29 protein-coding genes are annotated in these 25,815 nt (G+C 74.8%); 20 read left to right on the top strand and 9 right to left on the bottom strand.

The annotated features are described in order from the left end of the window. Window positions 1-40 precede the first annotated feature (40 nt). Both O7611_RS07725 and O7611_RS07720 read left to right on the top strand, forming a co-directional pair. Window positions 41-670, top strand: a complete 630-nt coding sequence (locus O7611_RS07725; protein ID WP_194800869.1) for a hypothetical protein — start codon at window positions 41-43, stop codon at window positions 668-670. Between the two features lie 112 nt (window positions 671-782). After that, a complete protein-coding gene (locus tag O7611_RS07720) occupies window positions 783-1,166 on the top strand; it encodes a hypothetical protein (RefSeq protein ID WP_194800868.1) in 384 nt (127 codons plus the stop codon). A gap of 4 nt (window positions 1,167-1,170) precedes the next feature. Here the strand turns inward: O7611_RS07720 and O7611_RS07715 are convergent, their stop codons facing one another. Beyond that, window positions 1,171-1,377, bottom strand: a complete 207-nt coding sequence (locus O7611_RS07715; protein ID WP_194800867.1) for a GTPase activator — start codon at window positions 1,375-1,377, stop codon at window positions 1,171-1,173. Window positions 1,378-1,413: 36 nt separating this feature from the next. Beyond that, window positions 1,414-2,304 carry a DUF72 domain-containing protein gene (locus tag O7611_RS07710; RefSeq protein ID WP_269696483.1) on the bottom strand — a complete coding sequence of 297 codons (891 nt, stop codon included), beginning with the start codon at window positions 2,302-2,304 and terminating at the stop codon, window positions 1,414-1,416. 144 nt (window positions 2,305-2,448) lie between these two features. On the opposite strand from O7611_RS07710, the gene O7611_RS07705 reads away from it, so the two are divergent. Continuing rightward, entirely contained in the window at window positions 2,449-3,141 is a 693-nt protein-coding gene (locus O7611_RS07705; protein WP_269696482.1) for a hypothetical protein, read from the top strand. Between the two features lie 23 nt (window positions 3,142-3,164). After that, complete coding sequence (locus O7611_RS07700) at window positions 3,165-3,902, top strand: Pr6Pr family membrane protein (RefSeq protein ID WP_269696481.1); 738 nt, start codon at window positions 3,165-3,167, stop codon at window positions 3,900-3,902. Between the two features lie 13 nt (window positions 3,903-3,915). Here the strand turns inward: O7611_RS07700 and O7611_RS07695 are convergent, their stop codons facing one another. After that, window positions 3,916-5,994, bottom strand: coding sequence for an amylo-alpha-1,6-glucosidase (locus O7611_RS07695; RefSeq protein WP_194800864.1), 2,079 nt, complete (start codon window positions 5,992-5,994; stop codon window positions 3,916-3,918). Beyond that, the gene (locus tag O7611_RS07690) at window positions 5,991-6,368 is read right to left on the bottom strand and encodes an SCP2 sterol-binding domain-containing protein (protein ID WP_194800863.1); all 378 of its coding nucleotides are present in this window, start codon (window positions 6,366-6,368) and stop codon (window positions 5,991-5,993) included. The genes O7611_RS07695 and O7611_RS07690 overlap by 4 nt, the downstream gene beginning before the upstream one ends. A gap of 123 nt (window positions 6,369-6,491) precedes the next feature. Between O7611_RS07690 and O7611_RS07685 the strand changes: the two genes are divergently transcribed. Then, window positions 6,492-7,469 (top strand): glycoside hydrolase family 88 protein, encoded by a 978-nt coding sequence (locus O7611_RS07685; protein WP_269696480.1) that lies wholly within the window; start codon window positions 6,492-6,494, stop codon window positions 7,467-7,469. Here the strand turns inward: O7611_RS07685 and O7611_RS07680 are convergent. Then, window positions 7,456-7,962 carry a mycothiol transferase gene (locus tag O7611_RS07680; RefSeq protein WP_269696479.1) on the bottom strand — a complete coding sequence of 169 codons (507 nt, stop codon included), beginning with the start codon at window positions 7,960-7,962 and terminating at the stop codon, window positions 7,456-7,458. The genes O7611_RS07685 and O7611_RS07680 overlap by 14 nt on opposite strands. A gap of 99 nt (window positions 7,963-8,061) precedes the next feature. On the opposite strand from O7611_RS07680, the gene O7611_RS07675 reads away from it, so the two are divergent. Then, the gene (locus tag O7611_RS07675) at window positions 8,062-8,577 is read left to right on the top strand and encodes a 2'-5' RNA ligase family protein (RefSeq protein WP_145752617.1); all 516 of its coding nucleotides are present in this window, start codon (window positions 8,062-8,064) and stop codon (window positions 8,575-8,577) included. A gap of 208 nt (window positions 8,578-8,785) precedes the next feature. On the opposite strand, the gene O7611_RS07670 is transcribed toward O7611_RS07675, so the two are convergent. Continuing rightward, entirely contained in the window at window positions 8,786-9,259 is a 474-nt protein-coding gene (locus O7611_RS07670; protein ID WP_269696478.1) for a GNAT family N-acetyltransferase, read from the bottom strand. A gap of 175 nt (window positions 9,260-9,434) precedes the next feature. On the opposite strand from O7611_RS07670, the gene O7611_RS07665 reads away from it, so the two are divergent. The 9 genes from O7611_RS07665 to O7611_RS07625 all read left to right on the top strand — a co-directional run bounded on the left by O7611_RS07665 (window position 9,435) and on the right by O7611_RS07625 (window position 19,347). Next, a complete protein-coding gene (locus tag O7611_RS07665; protein ID WP_269696477.1) occupies window positions 9,435-10,544 on the top strand; it encodes a hypothetical protein in 1,110 nt (369 codons plus the stop codon). Window positions 10,545-10,567: 23 nt separating this feature from the next. Next, window positions 10,568-11,395, top strand: a complete 828-nt coding sequence (locus O7611_RS07660; RefSeq protein WP_194800858.1) for an MEDS domain-containing protein — start codon at window positions 10,568-10,570, stop codon at window positions 11,393-11,395. Then, window positions 11,392-12,354: an anti-sigma factor RsbA family regulatory protein gene (locus O7611_RS07655; RefSeq protein ID WP_194800857.1), complete on the top strand. Its 963-nt coding sequence runs from the start codon at window positions 11,392-11,394 to the stop codon at window positions 12,352-12,354. The genes O7611_RS07660 and O7611_RS07655 overlap by 4 nt, the downstream gene beginning before the upstream one ends. Window positions 12,355-12,490: 136 nt before the next feature. Continuing rightward, window positions 12,491-13,960: a hypothetical protein gene (locus O7611_RS07650; RefSeq protein ID WP_269696476.1), complete on the top strand. Its 1,470-nt coding sequence runs from the start codon at window positions 12,491-12,493 to the stop codon at window positions 13,958-13,960. A gap of 124 nt (window positions 13,961-14,084) precedes the next feature. Further along, window positions 14,085-14,459 carry a hypothetical protein gene (locus O7611_RS07645; protein ID WP_194800855.1) on the top strand — a complete coding sequence of 125 codons (375 nt, stop codon included), beginning with the start codon at window positions 14,085-14,087 and terminating at the stop codon, window positions 14,457-14,459. Window positions 14,460-14,501: 42 nt separating this feature from the next. Beyond that, window positions 14,502-15,452: a prolyl aminopeptidase gene (gene pip, locus O7611_RS07640; RefSeq protein WP_269696475.1), complete on the top strand. Its 951-nt coding sequence runs from the start codon at window positions 14,502-14,504 to the stop codon at window positions 15,450-15,452. 57 nt (window positions 15,453-15,509) lie between these two features. After that, window positions 15,510-16,334: a metallophosphoesterase family protein gene (locus O7611_RS07635; RefSeq protein ID WP_194800853.1), complete on the top strand. Its 825-nt coding sequence runs from the start codon at window positions 15,510-15,512 to the stop codon at window positions 16,332-16,334. Next, window positions 16,331-16,993 (top strand): 4'-phosphopantetheinyl transferase family protein, encoded by a 663-nt coding sequence (locus tag O7611_RS07630; protein WP_194800852.1) that lies wholly within the window; start codon window positions 16,331-16,333, stop codon window positions 16,991-16,993. Before O7611_RS07635 ends, O7611_RS07630 begins: the two co-directional genes overlap by 4 nt. 92 nt (window positions 16,994-17,085) lie before the next feature. Next, window positions 17,086-19,347 (top strand): catalase, encoded by a 2,262-nt coding sequence (locus tag O7611_RS07625; RefSeq protein ID WP_269696474.1) that lies wholly within the window; start codon window positions 17,086-17,088, stop codon window positions 19,345-19,347. Window positions 19,348-19,426: 79 nt separating this feature from the next. Here O7611_RS07625 and O7611_RS07620 read toward each other — a convergent pair whose 3' ends face one another. Together O7611_RS07620 and O7611_RS07615 are read right to left on the bottom strand one after the other, a co-directional pair. Then, the gene (locus O7611_RS07620; protein WP_194800850.1) at window positions 19,427-20,404 is read right to left on the bottom strand and encodes a DUF2804 domain-containing protein; all 978 of its coding nucleotides are present in this window, start codon (window positions 20,402-20,404) and stop codon (window positions 19,427-19,429) included. Window positions 20,405-20,474: 70 nt separating this feature from the next. Continuing rightward, window positions 20,475-21,233 carry a peptidylprolyl isomerase gene (locus tag O7611_RS07615; RefSeq protein ID WP_194800849.1) on the bottom strand — a complete coding sequence of 253 codons (759 nt, stop codon included), beginning with the start codon at window positions 21,231-21,233 and terminating at the stop codon, window positions 20,475-20,477. A 218-nt stretch (window positions 21,234-21,451) separates the two neighbouring features. Here O7611_RS07615 and O7611_RS07610 point away from each other — a divergent pair, with 218 nt between their 5' ends. The 5 genes from O7611_RS07610 to O7611_RS07590 all read left to right on the top strand — a co-directional run bounded on the left by O7611_RS07610 (window position 21,452) and on the right by O7611_RS07590 (window position 24,933). After that, complete coding sequence (locus O7611_RS07610) at window positions 21,452-22,606, top strand: RNA ligase RtcB family protein (protein WP_194800848.1); 1,155 nt, start codon at window positions 21,452-21,454, stop codon at window positions 22,604-22,606. Then, entirely contained in the window at window positions 22,603-23,208 is a 606-nt protein-coding gene (gene prfH / locus O7611_RS07605) for a peptide chain release factor H (protein WP_194800847.1), read from the top strand. The genes O7611_RS07610 and prfH overlap by 4 nt, the downstream gene beginning before the upstream one ends. Window positions 23,209-23,303: 95 nt before the next feature. After that, a complete protein-coding gene (locus O7611_RS07600) occupies window positions 23,304-23,450 on the top strand; it encodes a hypothetical protein (protein ID WP_194800846.1) in 147 nt (48 codons plus the stop codon). After that, on the top strand, window positions 23,447-24,076 hold the full coding sequence (locus O7611_RS07595) for a hypothetical protein (protein WP_194801056.1): 630 nt from the start codon (window positions 23,447-23,449) through the stop codon (window positions 24,074-24,076). Before O7611_RS07600 ends, O7611_RS07595 begins: the two co-directional genes overlap by 4 nt. Window positions 24,077-24,105: 29 nt before the next feature. Further along, window positions 24,106-24,933: a DUF72 domain-containing protein gene (locus tag O7611_RS07590; protein ID WP_228532109.1), complete on the top strand. Its 828-nt coding sequence runs from the start codon at window positions 24,106-24,108 to the stop codon at window positions 24,931-24,933. 71 nt (window positions 24,934-25,004) lie between these two features. On the opposite strand, the gene O7611_RS07585 is transcribed toward O7611_RS07590, so the two are convergent. Then, window positions 25,005-25,799 (bottom strand): DUF3152 domain-containing protein, encoded by a 795-nt coding sequence (locus O7611_RS07585; RefSeq protein WP_194800845.1) that lies wholly within the window; start codon window positions 25,797-25,799, stop codon window positions 25,005-25,007. Between the last annotated feature and the right edge of the window lie 16 nt (window positions 25,800-25,815).

Below are 25,815 nucleotides of genomic sequence, written 5' to 3'. Positions count from 1 at the left end.
GGGTATGCCGCACCGCCCGAACACGGCGGAGGGGGATCTGATGTCAGAACGGCACACCACGCTGCGCTCGATGCACGACCTGGGCCTGGCGGCCTGGTTCGGCGGTTCCCTGATGGGGGCGCTGGGCGTGAACGGCGCGGCGGCGCGGATCAACGACACGACCGAGCGGCTGCCGGTGGCCTCGGCCGGGTGGGCGCGGTGGACACCGGTGAACGCGGCGGCGATCGGCGCGCACCTGGCCGGCGCGGTCGGTGAACTGGTCACCGAGAGCCCGCGGATGGCCCGCCAGGCGGGCGTGGGGAAGATGAGCGCGGTGAAGACCGCGCTGACGGTCGGGGCGCTGGCCGTGACCGGCTACAGCCGGCTGGTCGGCATGCGGCTGGAGAAGGCCGGCGGGCCGCCGGTCGAGGGGACCACCGAACCGAACCACCACACCCCGGCGAACGTCGCCGCCAGTCAACGGCAGATGAAGCTGCTCCAGTGGGCTGTTCCGGCGCTGACCGGCGCGCTCGTCGTGGTGTCGGCGTACATGGGCGAGCAGCAGAAGCCGGGCCAGGTGTTCCGGGGCATGCTCGACCGCGCGGGCGGGCTGATGGCCGCGCCGAAGAACATCGGCAAGGTGGCCGCCGTGGGCGCGGCCGGCCGTCACCTGGTCGGGGCGAGCCGCTGACCACCGCGCGGCCGACGACCCACATCGGGGTGGGTCGCCGGCCGCGCGGTGCACCGGGACCGGACCGGCCGCCGTCGGGCGGCGCGGGCACAGCAGGCGAGGTGAGGTGACCATGACCAGCAGGGACCGGCCGGGTACCGGTGACGGGCGCGGGCCGGAGTCGGCGGCGCCGTGGGGGACCACCGACGGCTTCGACGCCGACCCGCCGTGGGGCGCCGGTGACAGCGACCCGATGGACGAGGGCAGCGAGGAGACCGCCGTACCGCAGGGGCGGCGCGGTGAGCGCCGGGCGGCCGGCGCCGGGCCGGGCGGGCCGAAGGCGGGCCGGCACGGGTTCGGATCCGTCGAGCCGACCCGGACGGCCGAGGCCGGGCCGGGCGCACCGCCGGATCCCGCCCCGTCCGGGCGGACGTTCCCGGACGACAGGGCGGACGGCGACCTCGGCGACAACGCGCTGGAGGAGGCGACCGGGATGCGTCCGGAGACGCGTCCCTGAGCCGTCAGGACCCGGTGCCGTCCTCACCCGGGTCGCCGAGCGCGGACGGCTCGTTGTCCGGCACCGGCGACTCGGTCACCGGATGCCCGGTGTCGTCGACCAGGCCCGGCGCCATGCTGCCGCCGTGTGCCTCCTCGGCCTCCCGGGTCGCCCGCGGGTCCCGCTCGTCGTTGCGCCGCTGCTCCACCGATCCCCCTTCGCTGTCGTCCATGACCCCGGCGGTACCCGGACGGTGGCGGCGGAAACGTCAGGCGCGCGCGGCAGCGGGGGCGACGTCGAGCAGGTCGGCGAGGCGGGCGGCGTCGCGCTGGGCCTGGTCGCCACAGCAGTTGTTCATCAGCACGTGCAGTTCGGCGCACTGGTCGGCCAGTTCGCGCAGCAGCACCGACCAGTGCCGCAGCTCGTGCTCGCCGTAGGCGTAGCGGAACCGTTCCTGCTTGTCGCCGCTCTCCCAGGCCGTGCTGTGCCCGTGGAACCGGATCACGGCCAGGTCGGTGGTGGCGACCAGGACCGGCGGCACCGAGGAGGCGTGCCCCTGCGGCATGTCCACGCAGGCGTACCCGAGGTCGTGCTCGCGCAGGAACGTCACGGTCTCGGCCATCGCGTCCCCGTCGAACCAGGACGAGTGCCGCAGCTCGACGGTGACCGGCCAGGGACGGCAGCGCCGGGCCGCGTCGAGGATCCGCCGCCGAGCCGCCTCGCCACGCGCCAGCCACGGCGGGAACTGCAACAGCACGGCGCCGAGCCGGTCGGCCGCCGCGAGCGGCGCCAGCGCCGCGTGGAACCGGTCCCACACCTCGTCGTACGCCCCGGCGGGCAGGTCGCGCCAGCGGATCCGGCTCGGGCCGCCGGCCGGACGCAGGTCCTTCGGCAACGCGTCGATCGGTGTGTGGTGGCCGGTGAACAGGCGGAACGCCTTGACGTCGAAGGTGAATCCGTCCGGCGTCGCGGCCGCCCAGCCCGCCGTGGTCTCCGGCGCCGGCACGGCGTAGTACGACGTGTCCACCTCGACCAGTCCGAACCGCTCCGCGTACCAGCCGAGCCGGCCGGCGGGCGTGTTGACCCCGCGCGGATACCAGCCGGAGCGGACCAGCATCTGGTCGGCCCAGGACGACGTGCCCACCTTGATGACACCCATGTAATTCAGTTCACCGCGACCGCCGGACATCGGCAACCGGAGATGCCCTCCGGGTCCGGACCGGCACCGGGTGACCGGCCTCACCGTGGTTTCGCGCCGCCCGAGTGTGACGCCCGGCCGGTTTGCGGCGCTGAGGGTCACGAGATGGACGCATCCGGCCTGGACCAGGAAACCGTCGAGCGGCTGCTCGCCGGCCGCTCCGGCGACGCGCCGCCCGCTCCGCCGGCACTGCTCGCCGTGCTGGCCGCGGTCCGGGCCGCACCGGGCGCGGGCGAACTCGACGGCGAGGCGGCAGCGGTCGCCGGGTACCGGTCGGCCCGGCGGATGCCCCGTCGCCGCCGTGTCCGCTTCGGTGTCCGGATGGCGGTGGCCGGGCTCGCCGCGTCCCTCACCGGTGGTGTCGCGCTCGCCGCGACCGGGAACCTGCCGCGCGCCGCACGACCGGCGCCGCCGCCGATCGGCACCGCGCCGCCCGCGCCGGAGACCCGACCCGCCCGGCCGACCGGCTCGCCGGGCCCCGGGACACCGCAGCCGTCCGCACCGCCGGGACTGTGCGTCGCGTACCGGGCGCTCGCCGAACCGGACCGGGGACGCGCCCTCGCCACACCCGCCTTCAGCGACCTCGTCACCGCCGCCGGGGGCCACGACCGGGTGCCCGACTACTGCGCCGGGCTGCTGGGCGACGACGATCCGCCGGGCCGGGCCGACGGCGGACCAGGCGGCGGCCGGACCGCGCACCCGGTCCACCCGTCCGGCGGACCGCCGGGCGTGGACGTCCCGGCGCCGGAGCACGCCGGGCCGCCGTCGGGCACCCCGCCCGGGCGGCGGGCCGGTTGACGACCGGCTGGTAACTTGCCCGCGTGACCCCCCGGCGTCGCCGATCGGCGATCCTCCTCCGTGTGGCGGTGGTGCTCGCCGTGCTGGCCGGCATCGTCCTCACCGCGCTCGGCCCGGCCACGGTGACCGGCCTGCTGCCGTACTTCACCATCCAGAGCAACGTGGCGGTCGGCGTCCTCGCCGGGTACGCCGCCTGGTGCGCGCTGCGCGACCGGCCCGAGCCGCCGAGTGCCCTCAAGGGAGCGGTGACCCTCTACATCACCATCACCGGCACCGTCTACCACCTGGTGCTGGCCAACCCGGCCAGCCCGTTCGCGATGGCCCAGCCGGACCGGCAACCGGGTGAGTGGTGGGGCAACCAGTTCCTGCACACCGTGGTGCCGCTGCTGGCGGTCGCCGACTGGGCGCTGTTCGACAGGCGCGGCCGGCTGCGCCCCCGGTACGCCGCCTGGTGGCTGGTGTTCCCGCTCGGATACCTCGGGTTCGCGCTGGTACGCGGCCTGATCGTGGACAGGTACCCGTACCCGTTCATCGACGCGGGCGAGCTCGGCTACGACGGGTTGGCGGTCAGCGCGGTCGGGTTCGCCACGGTGTTCTGGCTGCTGGGCCTGCTGTTCGTGGGCGTGGACCGGCTGCTCGCCCGGGCCGGGCGCGCCGAACCGGCGACCCCACCGGCCACGCCCGGCGCGGTGGGGCCGCCGGCCACGGCCGGGCCGGACGAGCCGCCGGTGGTCCAGCGGGAGACCACCAGCTCGGCCTGAGCGGCCCGGCGGATCAGGCGGCGCGCCGGGCCGGCTCGCCCGCGCGGACCCGGCGGCCCGCGCCGCGTTCCCGGCCGTACGAGTCGGCCCGCCCCCACCGGCCCGGCACGTCGAGCAGCTCGATCCGCCCGTACCCGGTCGGGACGGCCGGGTTCACCAGCAGGTTCTCTCCGCACGGACGCAGCCCCAGCATGGTCGACAACAGCATCAGCAACCCGCCCGACGCCCACGACTGCGGTCGTCCGGCCTCCGGCAACTGGACCGGGTACTTGGTCACCGCACGGGGGTAGCCGGCGATCGTCTCCGGGACCGATCCGCCGAGCGTCTCCGCCATCGCGAACACTCCGGCGACGATGTCGGCCGCCGCCTCGTCGTAGCCGTACCGCCGCAGCCCCGCCGCGACGATCGCGTTGTCCCACGGCCACACCGCGCCGAGGTGCGCGCCGACCGGGTTGTACGGCCGCTGCCCCTGCGCGTAGGTGCGCACGCCCCAGCCGGAGAACAGGTCCGGTCCGCACAGGTGCCCGGCCAGCGCGTCGGCCCGTTCCGGCGCCACGATGCCGCTCCACAGCAGGTGCCCCAGGTGCGAGGTGAGCGCGTCGACCGGCTCACCGTCCGGGGTGAGCGCCAGCGCGTAGTAGCCGCGCTGCGGCAGCCAGAAGTCGCGATCGAACCGCTCCCGCAACCGCGCCGCGTCGGCCTCCAGGCGTTCGGCGTAGGCCGGGTCGCCCCAGAACTCCCGGGCCAGGCGGGCGCCCCGGATCCGCGCGTCGTACGCGTACCCCTGAAGCTCGCACGTCGCGCGCGGGTACGGCGGCTCCACGCCGTGCCGGTCGACGATCGCCGCCGGCGAATTGCGCCAGGTCTGGTTGGCGACCCCGGTGTCGGTGTTGCGCGGCTGGTAGCGCAGGTAACCGTCGCCGCACTGGTCGCCGTAGCGGGTCAGCCAGTCCAGCGCCATCCGCGCCGGGTGCCGCAGCTCGTGGACCAGGTCGGCGTCACCGGTCCAGCGCTCGTACTCGTCGAGCAGGATCACGAACAGCGGGGTGGTGTCGGCGGCGCCGTAGTAGAGCGCGGTGGGCTGCTCGTCGAACGCGGCCGCCTCGCCGTACCGCAGCTCGGCGACGATCTTGCCGGGTTCCTCCTCGTGCCGGTCGTCTAGCCGGCCGCCCTGCACCATCGCCAGCATGTGCAGCGTTCCCGGGGTCAGCTCGGGCGTGAACGGCAGCGTCTGGAGGCAGGTGATCAGCGCGTCCCGCCCGTACAGCGCCATCGCCCAGGGCATCCCGCCGACCGGCACCCGCTCGCTGTAGGCCAGCGGCATGTACCGCAGCGCGGCCAGGTCGGTCAGGGCCTGCCGGTACACGGCGGCCAGCCCGGGCCGTTCGGCGACCAGGTGCGGCGCCCGGTCGTACCACCGTTCGAGGTCGTCGCGCATGTCCTGACGGACGTGCTGCCGGTGCGACTCGATGCCGGCCCGCAGGTCCCGCCCGCCGGCGCCCTGGATGACCATGCCGACGTGCAGGTCGACCTGCCACTTGCCCTGCGGCTCGACGCGAATCCGGAAGGTCATCCCGCGCGTGTCCACCTCCCCCGGGACGGTGCTGGAGACGCACGTCTCCCGGGTGAACCGCCCACGCTCGTACCGGATCCGCAGCCGCCGCTGCTCCGGTTCGGGGATGACGGTCGGCCGGCGCGGGCCGGGACGCAGGATCTCGGAGGTGTCGGCGAAGTCGCCGGCCATCTCCATCCGCACCGTGTACTCGGCGGGCTCGGCCGAGTGGTTCAGCACCGTGAGGCTCTCGTGGTACGCCTCGTCGATCGAGCGGTGCCGGATCACCGAGACGTCGGCGTCCACGTAGTGGCTGGCCGCGCCCGGCACCAGCACGAATCGGGTCTCGAAGTAGGTCAGGTCGTCGCGGGACAGCGCGTGCAACCGCTCGCCGTCGATCGTGAGCACCCAGTGGGACAGGAACCGGGTGTCGAACGAGAACAGGCCGATCGGCGCGGACGGGTCGCGTTCCATGTCCCCCTGCGCGTCGCTCACGGCGAACGCGTTACCGGCGAGGACATGGACCAGCTCCTGCCTCATCGGGCCGCCACCCGGGCGCCGGCCACGTCCCGGGGGTCTCGGGCGTCCGGCGGGCCGGGGAAGAGCCGGCGCAGCGTCATCAGCAGCTTGAGTTCGCCCCGCGCGGCGAGGTCGTTGCGCAGCAGCGCGGCGGCCGGGTGCAGGCGTCCCGCCGCGATCCGGTCGAACACCTCGCGGTCCGCGCCGACCACCAGGTCCGCCTCCTCGGCCAGGCGGTCCACCCGGACGTCCTGCCGGTCGATGGTCAGGTACCAGTGCTCGGTGCGGCCGTCGTCGCGCAGGTCCAGGCGGATGGTGCCGGAGGTGGTCTCGGGCAGCTCCGGGTGCCGGCCGGCGGTTCCCCGGGTCAGGTGTTCCACGGCCGAGACGCTCATCGGGCCCTCCTCGTCGGTGGTCGCGGCCGGCGCCGCTCGTCCCGCAGCGTCCCCGCATCGCGGGTGAGGCGAACTCACCCGGACCGGGTGAGGCACGGCGGCGCGGCGGGTATCCCTGCGGCCATGCCGACGACCGGGGACGCCACCGCCGACCGGGTGCTGCTCGCGCTGCTGACCATGCAGCGCGAGTCCTGGGAACAGGGCATCCTCGGCCAGGCGCTGCTCGACCTGGGCCTGGACGAGGCAGCGGTACTGGTCGCCGACGCCGTGGTGACCCGGCAGCGGCCGGACGGCCGGCTCGGTGAACCGGCCGGTTCGGTGGGCGCGGTGAACGGCGCCGCGTGCGGCGAGGTGGTCCGGCACGCCGCCCGCCGCACCGGCGACCGGCGGTACGCCGAGGCGCTGGACGCCCAGCTCGACTGGCTGGCCCGCCGGGCGCCGAGGGCCGCCGACGGCACGCTGTTCCACCTGCTCGACGGCCGCCAGGTGTGGGCGGACACGATCTACATGGTGGTGCCGCTGCTGGCGCTGACCGGCCGGACCGGGGCGGCCGCGGCGCAGGTCGCGGGGCACCGGCGACGGCTGTACGACACACGCACCGGCCTGTACGCCGCCCGCTGGGACGAGGACCGCTGCGAGCTGGACCGGCCCGGGCCGTGGGGCACCGGCAACGGCTGGGTGGTCGCCGGGATCGCCCGCGCGCTGCGGCTCGCGCCGGACCGGCCGGACGGCCTCCGGGCCGAGCTGGCCGGGCACGCCGAGGAGGTGCTGACCGCCTGCCTCGCGTACCGGGGCGCGGACGGGCTGTTCCCGGACGTGCTGGACGAGCCGGGCGCGTTCCGGGAGGCCAACACCGCCCAGTTGCTCGGGTACGCGGCCCTCACCGGGGTGGCCGACGGGTGGCTGTCCCGGTCGTGGTTCGAGGTGGGGGCGGGCCTGCTCGCGGCCGCCGCCCGGCGGGTCGACGCGTACGGCCGGGTGACAGGGGTCAGCGGGGCGCCGGACTTCGAAGGCCCCGGCACCTCGCCCGAGGCGCAGGCGTGCCACCTGCTCGGGCTCGCCGCGCTGCGCCGGGCCGGCGCGACGCTCAGCGCAGGATGAGTCCCCGCACGTACGCGGCCTGACCGACATGCTGGAGGTCGTCGTCGAGCACGCTCACCAGCCGCACCCCGAGCGTCACCGGCGGATCCCAGTTCTCGTCCACCACCCGGTCGAGGTCGGCCGGGCGCAGGCCGCGCAGGTACGCGAGGCTCCGGTCCACCACCGCCCGGTGGTAGTCGAGCAGCACGCCGCCGTTCTCGGGGCGTACCGCGGCGATCTGCTCCGGGCCGTGCCCGAAGCCGGTGTCGGCTGGGTCCGGCGGCAGGCCGCAGCGCGCCGCCCAGTCGCCGGTGGCCCACATCTGCGGCTCCCCCATCACGTCGGCCACGTGGTCGTCCTGGATCCGGGTCAGGTGCCAGACCAGCCAGCCGACCGGGTTCGCCCCGTCGGCCGGCGCCCGCCGCAGCTGGGCCGCGTCGAGCCCGTCGAGCGCCCCGGCGACCAGATCGGGCAACCGCCCGTACGCCTCGGTCAGCACGTCCGTCGCGTCCACGTGTCCCTCACTCCCTGCCGACTCCTGCCGTCCCTTCGGGCAGTACCGCCCAGCGTGCCCGGCAAACCTCGGCGCGGGCCCCGCCTCTAGGGTGATCGCGTGGTCGCGGCGCTGGAGCTGTATCTGGACACCGACGCCACCCGGCGGATCCGGGTGCTGTGGGACCTGCTGGAGTCCGACGGGGTGCCGAGCATGCGGTCCCTGCTGGCGCAGCGGCACCGCCCGCACGTCTCGCTGGCGGTCGCGCCCCGCCTGGACCCGCACCGCGTCGCCGAGGCGCTCGCCGGAACGGTGGTGGCCGCGCCGCTGCGGCTGGAGTTCCAGCACGCCGGGCAGTTCGTCGGGCGGGTGCTCTGGCTCGGGCCGGCGCCGACGCCCGAGCTGCTGGCGCACCACGCGGCGGTGCACGAGCGGCTGGCGCGGGCCGGCGTCGAGGTGGTGGAGCACTACCGCCCGGGCCGCTGGGTGCCGCACTGCACGCTGTCGATGCGGGTGCCGAACCCGCTGATGGGCGCAGCGGTGCGCCGCTGCCTGGAGGTGCTGCCGCTGACCGCGACGGTGGTCGGCGCGGCGGTGGCCGACCACGCCCGCGACATCTCCCACCCCCTGCCCTGATTCCCCTTCTACACCCGTGATCCACACCAGTTCCCCGACGTGGTGCCATCCCGCTCCATGATCAACGCCAGCTCGGGGAAATGGTGGCATCCCGATCCAAGATCGACACCAGCTCGGGGAAATGGCGGCATCAGACCACCATTGATGGAGCCACCTCCCCGAACTGGTGTTGATCTTGGGCGGGGGCAGCGCAGGTGAGGCGGTTGCGTCAGGGGAAGGTGGGGTCGGTTCCGGTCAGATCGAGGAGGAACGTCGGGTAGTCCGGCTGCGGGCACCTGTCGCCTCGGTGGCCGAGCCGCTCGTAGAACGGCGCCGCCCGCTCGTGGTGGGCCTGCCACTCCAGGTACCGCGCCCGCCCGGCGGCCCACCGGCGGACCGCGTCGAACAACGACCTGCCCACCCCGTCGCGGCGGCGGTCCGCCCGGACGTACAGGTCGTGCAGGCGTACGGTCCGGTGCGCGTCACCGGAACGCAGGTGCGGGCCGTGGTCCTGGGCGGCGGCGTACCCGACCGGCCCGCCAGCGTCGACGGCGCCGAGCAGCGCCCAGCGGGGGTCGGCCAGCAGCGCGGCGAACCGCAGCCGGTGGACCTCCGGCGGCTCGTCGCCCACGCCCATGTCCCGCAGCATCGGCCACAGCTGCGGCCAGTCCGGCACGCGCAGGTCCCGCACGATGATCGGCATCGGACCAGGATGCGGGCGGGACAGCGCGGCGGCGACCGGGTTTCGCGCCATCTGCGGCCGCCCTGACGATCGGGGCCGAACCGACGCAAGCTGGCAAAAGCGCAGGTCAGAGCCCTTCTGGCCACCCGAAGACGTGCGGCCGGAGCGGCAGCGAAGCACGTCGAAGGAGAGCCTCATGGCCGCACCCGTCGTCCGTTCCGTCACCGCCGACCAGACCGTCCTGCTGCCCGGGCAGTCGACCACCGTCCGGGTCGACGCCTACCACCCCGACTCGCGCCTGCTGACGCTCGCCGGCCGGGTCAGCGACCCCACCGGCGTCACCTGGGACAGCCCGGTCCGGGTGGACCTGAGCGTTCCGCTGACCATCCAGCTCGCCGGTGCCTCGCCGGGGGTGACAGTCACACCGAGCGGCGCCGAACCGGGCCGCTTCACAGTCTCCGTGCTGGCCGGCCGGGGCACGGTGACGCTGACCGCGACGGCGCGTGACGGCGCCGGCCGCACCGGCACGGGCACCACCACGCTGACCGTGCCGCTGCTGGTCGGGATGAGCACCGAGAAGGGCGCCCGGACCCAGCGGGCGGTGGCCGACTATCCGGGCATCCGCTACATGCGCGACTTCGGCACGGACGGCCCGGACGCGGACGCGCTGCCGGAACTGCCCGCGCTGAACACGGGCAAGTTCGCCGACGCGCCCTCCGCCGTCATGCACGTCAGCTGGAAGGACGACGTCGAGCAGCTGGCCGGCTGGCTCGACGGCGTGAACCGCCCGATCTACCTGACCTGGTACCACGAACCGATGGGCGACGTGACCCCCGCCACGTACCGGGCGACGGCGAGCCGGGTGACCCAGATCCTGGCCGCGCACCGCAACCGGCAGTGGGTGCTCGGGCACGGCCCGATCGTGACCCGCTACTGGCTCGACGAGGGGCGCGGCAACCCGGCCGACTGGGGCTACCCGGGCATGACCCACTACGGCGTGGACTGCTACTCCCGGGACACCGCCGCGTACTGGCCCGCCTCCCGGATGTTCGGCGTGGCCTTCGGCAAGGTGCGCGCCGCGTACCCGGGGATCCGGCTGCTGGTGCCCGAGTACGGCCTGAGCCGCATCGCCACGGACACCACCGGCGCGGGCCGGGCGCGGACGATCCGCGAGCACGTCACCTGGCTGCGGCAGCAGAACGACGTGGACGCGATCGCGTACTGGAACAACTGGGCCGAGTTCGAGCTGGGTGACCCGCCGCTCGAGGCCACGGCCTGGCGCGATCTCCAGGTGGGCCCGGCATAGACTGGACCCATGAGGCGTAGTCGGTGACCAGCGGGAGCGTGACGTACCCGGGTTACACCCACGGCTGCCTCGCCTACGACGACCCGGCCGTGCTGCGCGCACTCGCGGTCGAGCAGGTCACCGCCGGTCTCGCCGCCGGTGAGCAGGTCTGGGTGGTCTGTCCGGAGGATCGCGCCACTGTCACCGGCTGGCTGGCCTCGGTTCCCGGGCTCGACGCCGCGCGCCGGCGGGACGCGCTCCGGCTGGTTCCCGTCGGCGAGGCGTACCGGCACGACGAGATCGTCGACCCCGACCGGCAGGTCAAGGCGTACGTGCGGGCCACCACCGAGGCGCTGACCGCAGGGCACACCGGCCTGCGGGTGCTGGCGGAGGCGACGAGCCTGGTCCGCAGCCCCGCCCAGCGGGACGCGTTCGCCCGCTACGAGCACCGGATCGACCACTGGATGCGGCACCGGCCGATGTCGGCGGTCTGTGCCTACGACCGCCGGCAGCTGGACGACGCGGCGATCGCCGAGCTGGCCTGCCTGCACTCGGTGACGAACGCGGACGTGCTGTTCCGGCTGCACGCCGGCGACGGCGACTCGGTGGTGGCGCTGGCCGGCGAGCTGGACCCGTCCAACCACCGGGACTTCGCCGCCGCGCTGGAGCGGGCCGACCCGCGGCCGGTGGCGGGCCGGGTCGTGTTCGACGCCGCCGAGCTGCGTTTCGTCGACCACCGCAGCCTGCTGCACCTGCGCGACCACGCCCGCCGGCACGACGCCGTCGCGGTGCTGCGTACGCCGAGCCGCGCCCCGGCCCGGCTGGTCGACCTGCTCGGTCTGTCCGAGGTACGGGTGGAGGTCGTCCGATGAGGAGCGGCGCGGCCTCCGGCCACGTGGGCTACTTCCACGAGGCGTTCGTCTACGACTCCGACGAGGAGCTGCTGGCGGTGGCGCTGCCGTTCCTGCTGGACGGGATCGCGGCCGGCGAGCCGACGGCGGTGAACCTGGACGAGCGCAACGCCGAGCTGGTGCGCCGGGCGCTGCCCACCGGCGCCGAGGTCACGTTCCTGCCGGTCGGTGACGTCTACGCCCGGCCGAGCGTCGCGCTGCGTTCCTACCGGGAGCTGCTCGCGTCGTACGTGGCGGCGGGGGCGGCGCAGATCCGGATGGTCGGCGAGCTGCCGCCGGTGCTGCTCGGCGCGACCTGGGACTGGTGGGCGCGCTACGAGTCGGCGATCAATCACGCCTACGACGACTTCCCGCTCTGGGGCATCTGCGCCTACGACCGCCGGGGCACGCCCGCACACGTGCTCGCCGACGTGGCGCGTACCCATCCGCTGGTGGCGCGGCCGGACGGCGGGCACGAGACGGCCGGTCTCTACACCGACCCGACGAGTTACCTGACCGAGTTCCGTCCGGCGCCGGCCGACCCGGTGCAGCGGACCGCGCCGCTGGTCGAGCTGGTCGACCCGACGCCGGCCCGCGCGCGGGCCGAGGTACGCGCCGCCGACGGTGGCCTGTTGCCGCCCGACGGCCTGGACGGCCTGGTCATCGCGGTCAGCGAGGTGGTGAGCAACGCGCTGCGCCACGGCGAGCCGCCGGTGTGCCTGCGGTTGTGGCGCGCGCCGGACCGGATCGTGGTGACCGTCCACGATCGGGGTACCGGCCCGAAGGATCCGTTCGCCGGGCTGCTGCCGGCGGGCGACGGTTCCGACGGCGGTCTGGGCCTCTGGATCAGCCACCAGAGTTGCGACCACGTGACGTACCACAGGGACGCGGCCGGCTTCACCATCCGCCTGACGGCGGGGAACCCGCACTTCCCGGTCTGACCGTGCCGCCGGTCGGCGGGCAGGGGGGCGGGGCGGGGCGAGCCTCGCGCGCGGACGCGGTACCGTAGCGCCTCATCGTGCCCTGCGGGGCGGTCATCCGCCGGCCTGGCGCTGGCGAACCGACGGAGGATGGCGAATGTCCAACGGTGCCGAGCCGTTCGCACCCCACGACGACCTGTCCGGGCGGCCCCGGTTCGATCCCGCGTTGCGCGGCTACGACAAACGTCAGGTGGACCGGTACGTCGAGCAGGTCGACGCCGAGGTGAGCGCGCTGACCGCCGCGCGGGACCGGGCGTACGCGCAGGTGCGCGACCTGACCGCGCAGGTGCAGCGGGCGCAGGCCGAGGCGGTGGAGCTGCGGGACCGTCCGTCGGCGGTGGACCGGGCGTCCTTCCGCGACCTCGGCCCGATGGTGGACCAGATCCTGGACCTGGCCGAGAAGCAGGCCGGCCAGATCACCGACGTGGCCACCCGGCGCGCGGAGGACGTCCAGGGGCAGGCGGAGAAGCTGCTCGCCGCCGCGCAGGAGCAGGCCGCGCGGGAGCGGCGTGAGCTGGACGAGGAGCTGTCCGCCCGCCGGGCCGAGCAGGAGCGGGTGGACGAGGAGCGGCGGGTCGCCGCGCAGGCGGAGCTGACCGCGGTGCGGGAGCTGGCGGAGAAGCTGCGCGTCGAGGGCCAGGCCGTGCACGACCGGGCCCAGCAGGAGGCGAAGCGGATCAGCGAGCAGAGCGCGCAGCAGGTCGAGCAGGCGCGCTCGGCGTCCGAGGCGCTGGTGAAGGCCGCGCGGACGCAGATCCAGCAGGAGGTCCAGGCCAACCGCAGCAAGGCCCAGCAGGAGCTGGCCCAGTGGCAGGCCACGATGGCCAAGGAGCTGGACGAGCGGCGGGCCGCCGCCGAGCAGGAGCTGGCCGACCGGGCCGCCGCGGCGGAGAAGGACATCGCCGCGCTGGTCGCCGAGGCGCAGCAGTACGCCACCGAGGTCCGGGATCGGGCCGACGAGGAGACGGCGGCGCACCAGGAGCAGCTCGCCGGCGTGCAGCGGGAGATCCAGCAGCGGCAGGAGACGCTGACCGGGCTGAAGGCGGAGCTGGAGAGCGTCTCCCGGCAGCTGGAGGACACCCGCCAGGAGATCGCCACCATCGAGCGGACCGGCGCGGAGGTGGAGGAGCGGCTGGTCGGCGTACGCCGGGAGCTGGCCGCGGAGACGAAGCGGCTGGACGAGGCGCGGCGTTCGGCGGACCTGGCCGAGCAGCACGCCAAGGAGACCCGGGCCCGGGTGCAGCGGGAGGCCAAGCGGGTCGCCGACCTGGCCGCGGCGGCGGTCATGGCGGCCGCCGCGGGCGGCGGGGAGACCGCCGAGTACCCGCAGGTGGCGGCGCGCCCGCCGATCACCGTGCCGGCCGAGGTGACGCCCCGGGCGGTGGACGGGCGGACCGAGCCGGACGCGATCGAGCCGGACCGGTCGGAGCCGCCGGTCGTGGAGCCGTTCGTCGAGCGGCTGGACGGGCCGAGCTTCGACGCGTTCGCGGTCCGCACGCCGGCCCCGCGCGGTGTGCCCGAGGCGGAGACGACGGGTACGGACAACGGCGTACCGGCCACCGCCTGAGACGTCGGCGCCGCCGGTCCGGGCCGGGCCGGCGGCACCGCATCTTGCTCATCGACCTTGCTCTATGCAAATATTTGGATCGATCTGCTGGTGCATCTCGATCTTTATTCGGGGGTTGACGGGTATGCGGAAGATCTCCTCCATCGGTGCCGCCGTCGTCCTGACCGTCGCTTCGGCGGGCGCCGTGGTGGCCGGCACGGCCGCACCGGCGAGCGCCGGGTGCAGCCACTCGCACTCCAACGTGGACAGCAAGTTCGGCCAGCTGTTCAACGCCACGAACGTCAACATCCGCACCGGCCCGCACACCACGTGCGCCTCCCTCGGTTACGGGCAGCTCAGCCACACTGTCGACTTCCACTGCTTCGCCAGCGGCGACCGGGTCAGCGCGAACGGCCACACCACCTACACGTGGACCTACCTGCGGGACGTCACCACCGGTGTCTCCGGCTGGGTCGCCGACGCGCTGCTGGACAACCTCGGCGGCAACGTCGCCTGCTGACCGGGCCACCCGGCGGGCCCGCGGCGGGCACAATGACCGGGCATGACCGGTCTGCACCCGCCCGTCGAGCCGTACGCCACCCATCTGCTCCCGGTCGGTGACGGCCACGTCCTGTACGTGGAGGAGGTCGGCCGGCCGGACGGCGTACCAGTGGTGTTCCTGCACGGCGGGCCCGGCGGCGGCCTGGTGCCGGCGGCACGGCGGTTCTTCGACCCCGCGCGCCACCGGGCCGTGCTGTTCGACCAGCGCGGCGCCGGCCGCAGCACCCCGCACGGCGAGGTGCGCGCCAACACCACCTGGCATCTGGTGGCCGACCTGGAGACGATCCGGCAGCGGCTGGGCATCGACTCGTGGCTGGTGTTCGGCGGCTCGTGGGGCACCACGCTCGGCCTGGCGTACGCGCAGGCGCACCCGGAGCGGGTGACCGGGCTGGTCCTGCGCGGTGTGCTGCTGCTGCGGCGCAGCGAGCGGGACTGGTTCTACCAGGGCGGGCTGCGCCACCTCCAGCCCGAGGAGTGGGAGCGGTTCGTGGCGCCGATCCCGCCGGACGAGCGCGACGACGTGCTGGCCGCGTACCACAGGCGGTTGCACGGCCCGGACCAGGCGCGGGCCCGGGAGTACGCGCGGGCCTGGGGGCGGTGGGAGGCGGTCAACTCGTCGCTGCGGCCCGACCCGGAGCTGCTCGCCCACTTCACCACCGACGACCACGCGCTGCCGGTGGCCCGGATCCTGTCGCACTACGCGGTGCACGGCGGTTTCCTGGCCGAGGGTCAGTTGCTCGACGGCGTGGACCGGATCCGGCACCTGCCCGCCGTGATCGTCAACGGCCGGTACGACCTGTGCTGCCCGCCGGTGTCCGCGTACGACCTGGCCCGCCGGTGGCCGGAGGCGACGCTGCGAATCGTGCCGGAGGCCGGGCACTCCGCCGCCGAGCCGGCCGTCACCCGGGAGGTGCTGCGTGCGCTCGACGAGGTGACCGCGCGGGCCGGCTGACCGGACCCGCCGGTTCGCGCCTGGCCATCCGCGACCGCCGCTGGCAGGATCGGCCGGGTGACGGGTGCGCTGTACGCGGTCAGTGACCTCCACGTGTCGTACGCGGAGAACCGCGCGGTGGTGGACGGCCTGCGGCCGGAGACGGCGGACGACTGGCTGATCGTGGCCGGTGACGTCGGCGAGGTCTTCGCCGACATCGAGCGGACGCTGCGACTGCTGCGCGACCGGTTCGCGCGGGTGGTGTGGGCGCCGGGCAACCACGAGCTGTGGACCAGCCCGAACGACCCGGTGACGCTGCGTGGGGTGGCCCGCTACGACGCCCTCGTCGCGATGTGCCGCGAGCTGGACGTGCTGACCCCGGAGGACGACTACCCGGTGTGGCGCGGCGCGGGCGGGCCGGTCACGGTGGCGCCGCTGTTCCTGCTCTACGACTACTCGTTCCGCGCCCCCGGCACCACCACGAAGGAGGAGTCGCTGCGCGCGGCGTACGACGCCGGCGTGGTGTGCACCGACGAGATGATGTTGCACCCCGACCCGTACCCGGACCGGGAGTCCTGGTGCGCGGCGCGGCTGGAGGTGACCCGGCGGCGGCTGGAGGCCACCGACCCGGCGCTGCCGACAGTGCTGGTCACCCACTGGCCGCTGGTGCGGCAGCCCACCGACGTGCTCTGGTTCCCGGAGTTCGCCCAGTGGTGCGGCACCGACCGGACGGCCGACTGGCACGTGCGCCACCGCGCCGCCGTCGCGGTCTACGGCCACCTGCACATCCCGCGCACCACGCACTACGACGGGGTGCGGTTCGAGGAGGTGTCGCTGGGCTACCCGCGCGAGTGGCGGCGCCGGGGCGGCGAGCCGGCGCCGATGAAGCGGATCCTCGGATGATCGCGGCACTGCTGCCGGCCGGGGCGCTGGCCGTCGAGGCGTTCGCCGACGTGCCGGACGAGGCGCCGTACCCGGGCGAGGAGGACCTGGTGGCCCGCGCGGTGGCCGCGCGCCGCCAGGAGTTCGTGACGGCCCGCCGCTGCGCGCGGGAGGCACTGGCCCGCCTCGGCTACGCCCCGGCGCCGATCCGTCCCGGTCCCCGGCGGGAACCGGTCTGGCCGGCCGGCGTGGTGGGCAGCATCACGCACTGCACCGGCTACCGGGCGGCGGCGGTGGCCCCGGCCGGGGCGCTGGCCGGGCTGGGCATCGACGCCGAGCCGCACGAGCCGCTGCCCGACGGGGTGGCCGGGGTGGTCACCGTGGCGGGCGAGCCGGAGCGGCTGGCCGCGCTGCGCGACGCCGACCCGGGGACGCACTGGGACCGGCTGCTGTTCAGCGCCAAGGAGTCGGTCTACAAGGCGTGGTACCCGCTGACCGGGCGCTGGCTCGGGTTCGAGGAGGCGGAGCTGACCTTCGACCGGGACGGCCGGTTCACCGCCCGGATCCTGGTCGACGGCGCCCGCGCCGACGGCGGCCCGCCGCTCGACGTCCTGGACGGCCGCTGGCTGGTCGCCGGCGGGCTGCTGCTCACCGCCGTGTCCGTGCCGCGCCGGTCCTGACCGGCGATACCGCGATTGTTCCGGTTTGCCCGCCCTGAGCTGGGGTAGGGCCGAAAGGGCCTGGACATTTAGCTGTAGGAGGACAGGTCCTGATGGAATCCAGCAAGCCCGCCCAGATCGTCAAGGGTGTCGTCGAAGCCGCCGTCGAGAAGGTCGGCGACGCGCTGACTCCGGACGTGCCGGGCGCTCCCGGAAGCGCGCCGCCACCGCTGGAGGAGCCGACCACGCCGCACGGCCCGCTGCCGCCCAAGGCCGAGCAGGGCGCGCCGGACACCCGGACCCCGACCGGCGCCGAGACCGGCGTGCCGAAGATCGCCAAGGGGCAGCAGGGTGCGTACCTCACCACCGCCAACGGCGCCCGGCTGCGCGACACCGACCACTCGCTCAAGGCCGGTCCGCGCGGCCCGGTCCTGCTCCAGGACCACCACCTGCGGGAGAAGATCACCCACTTCGACCACGAGCGGATCCCGGAGCGGGTGGTGCACGCCCGCGGCGCTGGTGCGCACGGCACGTTCGTCGCGTACGGCACCGCCGAGGAGGTGACCCAGGCCGGCTTCCTGAAGAAGGGGCGCGAGACGCCGGTCTTCGTCCGCTTCTCCACCGTGCTGGGCTCGCGCGGCTCGGCCGACACGGTCCGCGACACCCGCGGCTTCGCCACCAAGTTCTACACCGACGAGGGCACGTTCGACCTGGTCGCCAACAACATCCCGGTGTTCTTCATCCAGGACGCGATCAAGTTCCCGGACGTCATCCACGCGGGCAAGCCGCACCCGGACCGGGAGATCCCGCAGGCGCAGAGCGCGCACGACACGTTCTGGGACTTCGTCTCGCTGCACACCGAGGCGCAGCACCACACCATCTGGAACATGTCCGACCGGGGCATCCCGCGGTCGTACCGGACCATGGAGGGCTTCGGCGTGCACACGTTCCGGATGGTCGACGAGGCCGGGGCGACGGTGCTGGTCAAGTTCCACTGGAAGCCGAAGCTGGGCGTGCACTCCCTGACCTGGGAGGAGGCACAGCTGATCGGCGGGATCGACCCCGACTACCACCGCCGCGACCTGTACGACGCGATCGAGGCCGGCGCGTACCCGGAGTGGGAGCTGGGCATCCAGGTCTTCCCGGACACGCCGGAGGAGACGTTCGCCGGGATCGACCTGCTCGACCCGACGAAGATCGTGCCGGAGGAGCTGGCGCCGGTGCAGCCGATCGGCAAGCTCACGCTGAACAAGACGCCGCGGAACTTCTTCGCCGAGACCGAGCAGGTGGCGTTCCACGTCGGGCACCTGCCGCCGGGCATCGACGTGACGAACGACCCGCTGCTGCAGGGCCGTCTCTTCTCGTACGTGGACACGCAGCTCACCCGCCTGGGCGGGCCGAACTTCACCCAGATCCCGATCAACCGGCCGCACGCCGACGTCAACGACATGCTGCGTGACGGCTTCCACCAGCACGCGGTGCACGCCGGGGTGGCGCCGTACCGGCCGAACTCGCTCGACGGCGGCAACCCGTTCCCGGCCGGCGACCGGGAGCACGCGTTCGTGGACACCCCGGTGACGGTGGCCGAGGCGCCGAAGGTGCGGGCCGCGCCGGCCTCCTTCGACGACCACTACAGCCAGGTACGCCTGTTCTGGCAGAGCATGTCGCCGGTGGAGAAGGAGCACATCATCCGGGCGTACACGTTCGAGCTGGGCAAGTGCTACCACCAGGCGATCAAGGAGCGGCAGCTCCAGTGCCTGGCGAACGTGGACCCGGTGCTGTGCGAGCAGGTGGCGATCGGTCTGGGCCTGCCCGTGCCGCAGCCCACAGTGCCGCTGGCGGAGGTGCAGCCCAGCCCGGCGCTGTCCCAGGTGGGCCGCCAGTGGCCGGCCGACGGCCGGATGGTCGGCATCGTGGTCGACGCCCAGGCCGGCCTGGACGACGTGCACGAGGTACGCCGGGCGGTGGCCGCCGCCGGCATGGTGCCGTTGCTGATCGCCGCGCACGGCGGCACCGTCGACGGGCTGCCGGTGCAGCGCACGTTCGCCACCGGCCGTTCGGTCGAGTTCGACGCGGTGCTGCTGGCCGGCGCTCCGGCTCCGGCGCCGGACGCGCTGCCGGCCCGCGACGCCAAGGCCGGCGCACCGGGCGGGGCGACCGTCGACCCGCGGGTGCTCCTGCTGGTCGAGGAGGCGTGGCGGCACGCCAAGGTGATCGGCGCCTGGGGCGCCGGTGCCGAGGTGCTGAACCAGGCCGGCGTCACCGGCACGCCTGGCGTGGTCACCGGTGGTTCCGGCGCCGAGGTGCTCGCCGAGGTGCAGCGGCTGATGGCGGCGCACCGGGTCTGGGAGAGGTTCCCGGCCTCGGTCGCCTGATCCCGAAGTCGCGCGTGGGGCGGTCCCGGACGGGGCCGCCCCACGCCGTGCGTACGGCCCGGCCCGGCGGGGACCGGCCTCACCAGCGGTTGCGGGCCTCCTCGGCCCAGCCGACCAGGCCGTCCAGGTCCACGCGCCCGCCGTCGTCTGTGGCCGCCCAGCCGGTGAAGGTCCCGAAGCACTGGTGCGTCTCCCCGGCCAGCACGAGCAGGTTGGTCCGCGCCACCCGCTCGTGGAACGGGTGGAACGTGACGTCCACCCGGTCACCGGTGATCCGCCACGGCCGCAGCCAGTCGGCGCGGTCGTACTCCCAGATCAGATCCGCACCGATCTTGTGTAGCCGCCCGTCGACGAAGACCGCGTTCTCGGTCGAGCCGGTGCCGTCGGTCCACTTGCCGCCGAGCTGGATCGACCGGCCCGGCCCGCTGCCGGCCGCCCAGTTCCACCGCACCGCGTACCGCCACTTGCCCCGGCCGTGGTCGAGCGCCGCGTACGACCCCTCCCCCACCGGGTACGCCGTGCCGTCCACGGTGATCGTGCCGTGCACCGGCCGGCCGATGTCCTTGACCGTGTACTGGAACCGTCGCGTGCTCCACGGCACCACCACGCCGAGCGACTCGTGCCCCGGCGGCAGCGGCACGGTCAGGTCCACCTCGACGCCGGGCGCGCTGGCGCGCAGCGTACTGCCGTCCGGGCCCTGCTCGACTGCGATGGTCAGGTTCCCGCCCCGGGCCCGGACCGGGCCGGCGCCGCTGACCGGCGGCAGCACAGTGCCCCGGGCGAACGGCACCACCGCCTCCGCCGTGGTCTCCCGGCCGGTGCGCCGGTCGAGCAGGTAGAGGCTCTGCACCCCGGCGTAGTCGAGCGACGACGCGACAAGGCCGAGGATGTGCGTCGGCGTGACCACACCCCAGTGCTCCCACCGCTTGGCCCGGCCCCAGCCGCGCAGGTTCGCCCGGTGCAGCGGCCGGCGGCTCCAGCCGACCGCGTCCGGGTTCAGCCGCCCGTCCGGCCGGCACAGGTCGACCGGCTCGGTGATCTCCCGCTCATGCGTCATCGCCGCAGGCTACCGACGCCGTCGCGGGCCCGGCGGGCGGCCTCGGCAGCCGTCCCGCCGGGCCGTTACGTCAGCGGCCCTGCTTGGCGCGGCAGATCTCCACCGGCACCGCCGGGGCGCCGTCGACCGGCGCCGGATCCTCCGGGGTGGGCGCGATGCCGCCGGCCGAGATCCGGTCCAGCGTGGCCAGCCCGGCCGCGTCGACCTGACCGAACACCGTGTAGTTGGGGCGCAGCGCCGAGTCGGCCTGGACCAGGAAGAACTGGCTGCCGTTGGTGTCCGGGCCGGCGTTGGCCATGGCCAGGGTGCCGCGCGCGTACAGGCGGCGTACACCGGTCGGGTCGGTCGGCGCGGGCGGCAGGTCGGTGGGCAGCTCGTCGCGGTAGCGGTAGCCCGGGCCGCCCTCGCCGGTGCCGGACGGGTCGCCGCACTGGAGGACCGTGAGCGTCGGGTACGCGGTGAGCCGGTGGCAGGGCGTCCGGTCGTAGAAGCGCTTGCGGACCAGGTGCAGGAAGCTCTGCACCGTACACGGCGCCTGCTCGCGGTCCAGCGTCAACCCGATCGGCCCCTGGTTGGTGCGCAGCGTGACCCGCACGGTGCCCCGGTCCGGCGTGCGGCGCGGGTCCGGCGGCAGCGGCACCGGCCGGGCGGCCGGCTCGTCCGGCGTCGGCGTGTACGCGCACGGCCCCTTCGTGGGCGCGGGGTCGGCAGGAGGCGCCGCGGTCGCGGCGACACCTGCGGCGGCGACGATCGTCGCGGCGGCCACGCTCACCCCGGCGAGGCGGGCCAGCAGGGGTAAGGCGGCGTGCGTTCGGGTTTCGCTCGACACGGTGGTCCTCCCTGGACTCGTGGTACCAGAACGACCGGAGTCTATGGATCGGGTGAGGTGATGTCGACGCGGGCGCTCGGCGGGTCGAAAGTCGGTTGCCGGCCAGCGCCGCGTCCGAGAAGGTGATCGGCATGACGTTCTGACGGATCGCACCCAGCCCGCAGGCCCCTCCTCGCCGCCTGCCGTTCCCGCTTCTCTTTCCGCAGAATCGAGCGTCTGTGTCCGCGTACCCCTCCGGGCGGGCCGTCGTGCCCGCCACCGTCTCCGTCTTCTCCTCCCCCGGCAGCTGGATCGAGTCCGCCGCGCTCGACCAGTGCCGCCAGGTCGCCGCCCTGGACGGCATGGCGCACGTCGCCGCGATGCCCGATCTGCACCCCGGCAAGGGCGCGCCGATCGGCGCCGCGATGTCCTCGACCGTGCTCTACCCGTTCCTCGTCGGCTCCGACATCGGGTGCGGCATCGCGGTCTTCCCGATCGCGCTGCGCCGGGTCGTACCGGAACGGCTCGCGGCCCGGTTCCCCGACCTGGACCGGGCGCTCGACCCGGACCGGGACGCCGACGACCCGGCCTGGTCGGTGCTCGACGGCGACGTGCCGGCCGGGCACCTCGACGGCCTCGGCACCGTCGGACGCGGCAACCACTTCGTCGAACTGGCCCGCGTCGGGCCGATCCTCGCGGCGGAGCACGCCGAGCGGCTCGGACTGGACGCCGGTGACCTGGTGCTCGTGGTGCACTCCGGGTCGCGCGGGCTGGGCGAGCGGATCCTGCGCGAGCACACCGAGACGCACGGCGCCGGTCCCGCGCCCGACCCGGACGCCTACCTGGCCCGGCACGACGCGGCCGTGCGCTGGGGCTCGCTCAACCGGCGGCTGCTGGCCGCGCGGGTCGCGTACGCGCTCGGCGCCGAACCCACCGAACCGGTCGTCGACCAGTGCCACAACCTGGTCGAGATCCGCGACGGCCGCTACCTGCACCGCAAGGGCGCGGCGCCGGGCGACGGGCGGGACGTGCTGATCGCCGGCACCCGTGGCACACCCTCCTACCTGGTGGCCGCGCACGCCGGGCCGGACGCCGGCTACTCGGTGGCGCACGGCGCCGGGCGCAAGATGTCCCGCGCCGACGCGCTGCGCCGGGGCCGGGCCAAGCACACCGTCGAGGAGCTGCGGCGTACGCCGGTCGGCTCGATAGTGGTGTGCGGCGACCGGCAGCTGCTGTTCGAGGAGGCGCCCACCGCGTACAAGCGCATCGAGCAGGTGATCGGCGACCTGGTGGCGCACGACCTCGCCACGCCGGTCACCACCACGGTTCCGCTCGTCACCTACAAGACGCCGGACGCAGGCCGCCGCGACGAGCGCCGGAAGGGCCGCCGGTGACCGAGCTGCTGCTGTCCGCCGGGCGCGGACCCGCCGAGTGCGCCTGGGCACTGACCCGGCTGCTGTCCCGAATGGAGGGCGAGGCGGCCCGGCGGGGCCTGCGTACCGAGCGGGTCGAGACGGTACCCGGCGACCGGGCCGGCACGTACCGGTCGGTGCTGGTCCGGATCAGCGGCGCCGGGGCGGAGGCGTTCGCGGCCGGGTGGACCGGCACGCTCTGCTGGCAGGCGCCCAGCCCATACCGGACGGGCCACGGCCGGAAGAACTGGTACGTCACCGCGCGGACCTGCCGGACCGACGTGGTGGTCACGCCGTTCCACGAGGCGGACGTGGAGTTCGTGCCGTGCCGCACCGGCGGGCCCGGCGGCCAGCACCGCAACAAGGCGAGCACCGCCGTCCGGGCCACGCACCGCCCGTCCGGCCGGACCGTGGTGGTGGACACCGAACGGCACCTGCACCTCAACCGCCGGATCGCGGTCGAGCTGCTGCGGCAGCGGATCGCCGCCGACGACGAGGCGGCCCGGCGCGCGGGCGTCGACGCCCGCTGGCGGATCCACGACGAGCTCGTGCGCGGCGACCCGGTACGGGTGGAGCGGCCCTGACCCGGCCCGATCCGCCGCGCCTGCCGCCCCCGGCTACCGTGGTCGCGGCGACCGGGCGGCCCCGGCCCGCCGCGACGCGAGCGCGAGGAGGACGGATGCGACGGAGAAGGACCGGTCCGGTGGCGGCGCTCTCACTCGCCTCCTGCGGCGGGGACGCCGGGACCGATCCCGAGACCTACCTCCGCGACGCCATGCGCGGACAGGTCACCGACGGCGCCTTCGACATGGACCGCGTCCGGTGAGCGCGCTCGTGCAACGCTTCCGCGCCGTGGTCGCGATGTGGATCTTCGTCGGCGGGGGTGGGTTCCTGCTGGCCGGGTTCCTCGGCCTCGCGCTGCTGACCCAGACGGGTCCGTTCGCGGCCGCGTCGACCTTCTCCGCCGCCGCCGAGTTCGCACCCGGCGCCGAGATCAAGGTGCGGGACACCGGCGTACGCCCCGGCAACATCCTCATCCTCGCGACGCCGGCCGACGTCGATCCCGCCACCGTCCGGTGCACCGCGAAGAGCCGCGTCTACTCCACCGGCGAGCAGCGCAGCAGGGAGCTGACCGGGGCCCGGCCCGAGGGGACAGCGTCTGTGATGACCGACCGCGGTGACCCACGGCTGTTCACGCCGGTGGTGGCCACCGAGGGCATCACCTGGATGGACACCGACTTCGTGAGCTGCACCGCTGACGGCGTGGAGGCGTTCACGCTGGCGTCGGCGAAGGGCCTCCAGAGTGACCGGTTCCGGCTCGGCGCCGGCCTGCTGCTCATGCTGCTCGCGCCGGTGTTCGCCGGGCTCGGCTGCCTCGCGCTGTACCTCACCCGGAAGTGGAACCGGGAGGCGGCGCTGCGCGGCGGCTCGACGAGCTGGCCCTACCGGTGACCGGGATGCGCCTGCACGTGGGCTGTGCCATGTGGACGCACAAGTCCTGGTCCGGCCGCTTCCTGCCGCATCCGCTGCCCGCGCACGAGCGGCTGCGCGCGTACGCCGGGTGGTGCGACGCCGTGGAGGGCAACACCACGTTCTACGCCACCCCGGCCCGCCAGACGGTGGCGTCCTGGGCCGAGCAGACCGATCCGGGCTTCCGCTTCCTGCCGAAGCTGCCGAAGGTGGTCACGCACGAGCGCCGGCTCACCGGCGGCGAGGCGGAACTGCGGGCGTTCCTGCACGCGATGGAGCCGCTCGGGCCCCGGGCCGACGCGCTCTGGATCCAGCTGCCCGGCTCGTTCGGCCCCGGTGACGTGCCCGACCTCGACCGGTTCCTGCGCACACTGCCCAGCGGTCACCGGTACGCCGTCGAGGTCCGCCACCCCGCCTTCTTCACCGAGGCCGGTGCGGTACGCGCGCTGGAGGCGACGCTGCACCGGGCCGGCGCCGAGTGGATCCCGTTCGACACCACGGCGTTCTTCCGCACGCCGCCGACCAGCGACGCCGAGCGGGAGGCGTGGACGCGCAAGCCACGCCTCCCGCTGCGTACCCGGGCACTGACCGACCGGCCGATCGTGCGCTACCTGGGCCGCGACGACCCGGCAAGCACCGTCGAGGGCTGGCAGCCGTGGCTGGACGTGGTCACCGGCTGGCTGCGGGAGGGCCGCTCGCCGACCGTGTTCGTGCACACGCCGGACAACGCGGACGCGCCCGAGCTGGCCCGCCGCTTCCACGACCAGGTCCGCGAGCGCGTTCCCGGGCTCGCGCCGCTGCCCGAGCCGGAGCCGGTCGGCCCGGCCACGCTGTTCTGAGCGCCGGATGGGATCGCCGCCGGCGCCGGCCCGGCCGCCGCGCGAGGCGCATGACCCGCCGGCGGTCCCACTCAGCCCGGCCGGCCGCCCTCCGGTGGGGGCAGGCGGTCGTCGTACGCGCCGGACGGGCCCGCGTACCGCTCGCCACGCAGGAACGGCAGCGGGTTCGGGGTGCAGCCGTGCAGGCCGAGCGTCTGCTGCTGCATCACCGGCGCCGGGCGGCCCCGCCCCGGGCAGCGCTCGTGCCCCTGACCGAGACGGTGGCCCACCTCGTGGTTGACCACGTACCGGCGGTACGCGGCGAGGTCGCTCCCGTACGCGGGCGCGCCGAGCACCCAGCGGGCCACGTTCACCACCACCCGGTCCCCGTTACGGCAGGACGTGTACCGGTCCAGACCGTCCCCGCACAGGTCGTCGCGCGTACCGGGGGTGGCGAGGTAGACGGTGAAGTCGGCGGGCTCACGGGCGCCGACGCGGCGCAGGGCGATCCGTCCGTCGGTCGTCCAGCCACCCGGTCCGACGAGGATGCCGGTGACCTGCGCCCCGAACTCGGCCGCTGGCAGGCCGGTGATGTCGCGCTCCACCGCCACCCGGTAGCGCAGCAGCCGACCCGTACCCCCTGTGGTGGCCGGCTCGGCGGCGGCGAACCGCCACCGGTTGCCGCCCTCGGCGGGATAGCCGATCCGCGCCGGCCGGGGCCGGACGGGCGCTGCCGCCGACACGGCCGGCCCGGCGGCCGACGGTCCGGCCGGCCCGGACGGCGCGACTGCGGGCTGGTCCGCCACGGCCGGTGTGCACCCGGCCAGCGCCACCGTCAGCGCGATCACCGCCGCGCCGCCGCGCGTCCGGTCCACGGTCCTGGTCATCTCGTCTCCCCTCGGC

It is taken from the genome of Micromonospora sp. WMMC273 (genome assembly GCF_027460285.1).
Lineage (GTDB): Bacteria > Actinomycetota > Actinomycetes > Mycobacteriales > Micromonosporaceae > Micromonospora > Micromonospora aurantiaca.
The sequence above is the reverse complement of the archived record's forward strand: the minus strand, read 5'-3'. Positions and strand labels throughout refer to the sequence as shown.

Excerpts from the sequence above, each read along its gene's own strand:
- O7611_RS07590 (WP_228532109.1), top strand. The coding sequence starts at position 24,106 with ATGTGGACGCACAAGTCCTGGTCCGGCCGCTTCCTGCCGCATCCGCTG.
- O7611_RS07715 (WP_194800867.1), bottom strand. The coding sequence starts at position 1,377 with ATGGACGACAGCGAAGGGGGATCGGTGGAGCAGCGGCGCAACGACGAG.
- O7611_RS07720 (WP_194800868.1), top strand. The coding sequence starts at position 783 with ATGACCAGCAGGGACCGGCCGGGTACCGGTGACGGGCGCGGGCCGGAG.
- O7611_RS07650 (WP_269696476.1), top strand. The coding sequence starts at position 12,491 with ATGTCCAACGGTGCCGAGCCGTTCGCACCCCACGACGACCTGTCCGGG.
- O7611_RS07665 (WP_269696477.1), top strand. The coding sequence starts at position 9,435 with ATGGCCGCACCCGTCGTCCGTTCCGTCACCGCCGACCAGACCGTCCTG.
- O7611_RS07685 (WP_269696480.1), top strand. The coding sequence starts at position 6,492 with ATGCCGACGACCGGGGACGCCACCGCCGACCGGGTGCTGCTCGCGCTG.
- O7611_RS07690 (WP_194800863.1), bottom strand. The coding sequence starts at position 6,368 with ATGAGCGTCTCGGCCGTGGAACACCTGACCCGGGGAACCGCCGGCCGG.
- O7611_RS07695 (WP_194800864.1), bottom strand. The coding sequence starts at position 5,994 with ATGAGGCAGGAGCTGGTCCATGTCCTCGCCGGTAACGCGTTCGCCGTG.
- pip (WP_269696475.1), top strand. The coding sequence starts at position 14,502 with ATGACCGGTCTGCACCCGCCCGTCGAGCCGTACGCCACCCATCTGCTC.
- O7611_RS07670 (WP_269696478.1), bottom strand. The coding sequence starts at position 9,259 with ATGCCGATCATCGTGCGGGACCTGCGCGTGCCGGACTGGCCGCAGCTG.
- O7611_RS07625 (WP_269696474.1), top strand. The coding sequence starts at position 17,086 with ATGGAATCCAGCAAGCCCGCCCAGATCGTCAAGGGTGTCGTCGAAGCC.
- O7611_RS07705 (WP_269696482.1), top strand. The coding sequence starts at position 2,449 with ATGGACGCATCCGGCCTGGACCAGGAAACCGTCGAGCGGCTGCTCGCC.
- O7611_RS07630 (WP_194800852.1), top strand. The coding sequence starts at position 16,331 with ATGATCGCGGCACTGCTGCCGGCCGGGGCGCTGGCCGTCGAGGCGTTC.
- O7611_RS07645 (WP_194800855.1), top strand. The coding sequence starts at position 14,085 with ATGCGGAAGATCTCCTCCATCGGTGCCGCCGTCGTCCTGACCGTCGCT.
- O7611_RS07585 (WP_194800845.1), bottom strand. The coding sequence starts at position 25,799 with ATGACCAGGACCGTGGACCGGACGCGCGGCGGCGCGGCGGTGATCGCG.
- O7611_RS07655 (WP_194800857.1), top strand. The coding sequence starts at position 11,392 with ATGAGGAGCGGCGCGGCCTCCGGCCACGTGGGCTACTTCCACGAGGCG.
- O7611_RS07710 (WP_269696483.1), bottom strand. The coding sequence starts at position 2,304 with ATGGGTGTCATCAAGGTGGGCACGTCGTCCTGGGCCGACCAGATGCTG.
- O7611_RS07600 (WP_194800846.1), top strand. The coding sequence starts at position 23,304 with ATGCGACGGAGAAGGACCGGTCCGGTGGCGGCGCTCTCACTCGCCTCC.
- O7611_RS07725 (WP_194800869.1), top strand. The coding sequence starts at position 41 with ATGTCAGAACGGCACACCACGCTGCGCTCGATGCACGACCTGGGCCTG.
- O7611_RS07620 (WP_194800850.1), bottom strand. The coding sequence starts at position 20,404 with ATGACGCATGAGCGGGAGATCACCGAGCCGGTCGACCTGTGCCGGCCG.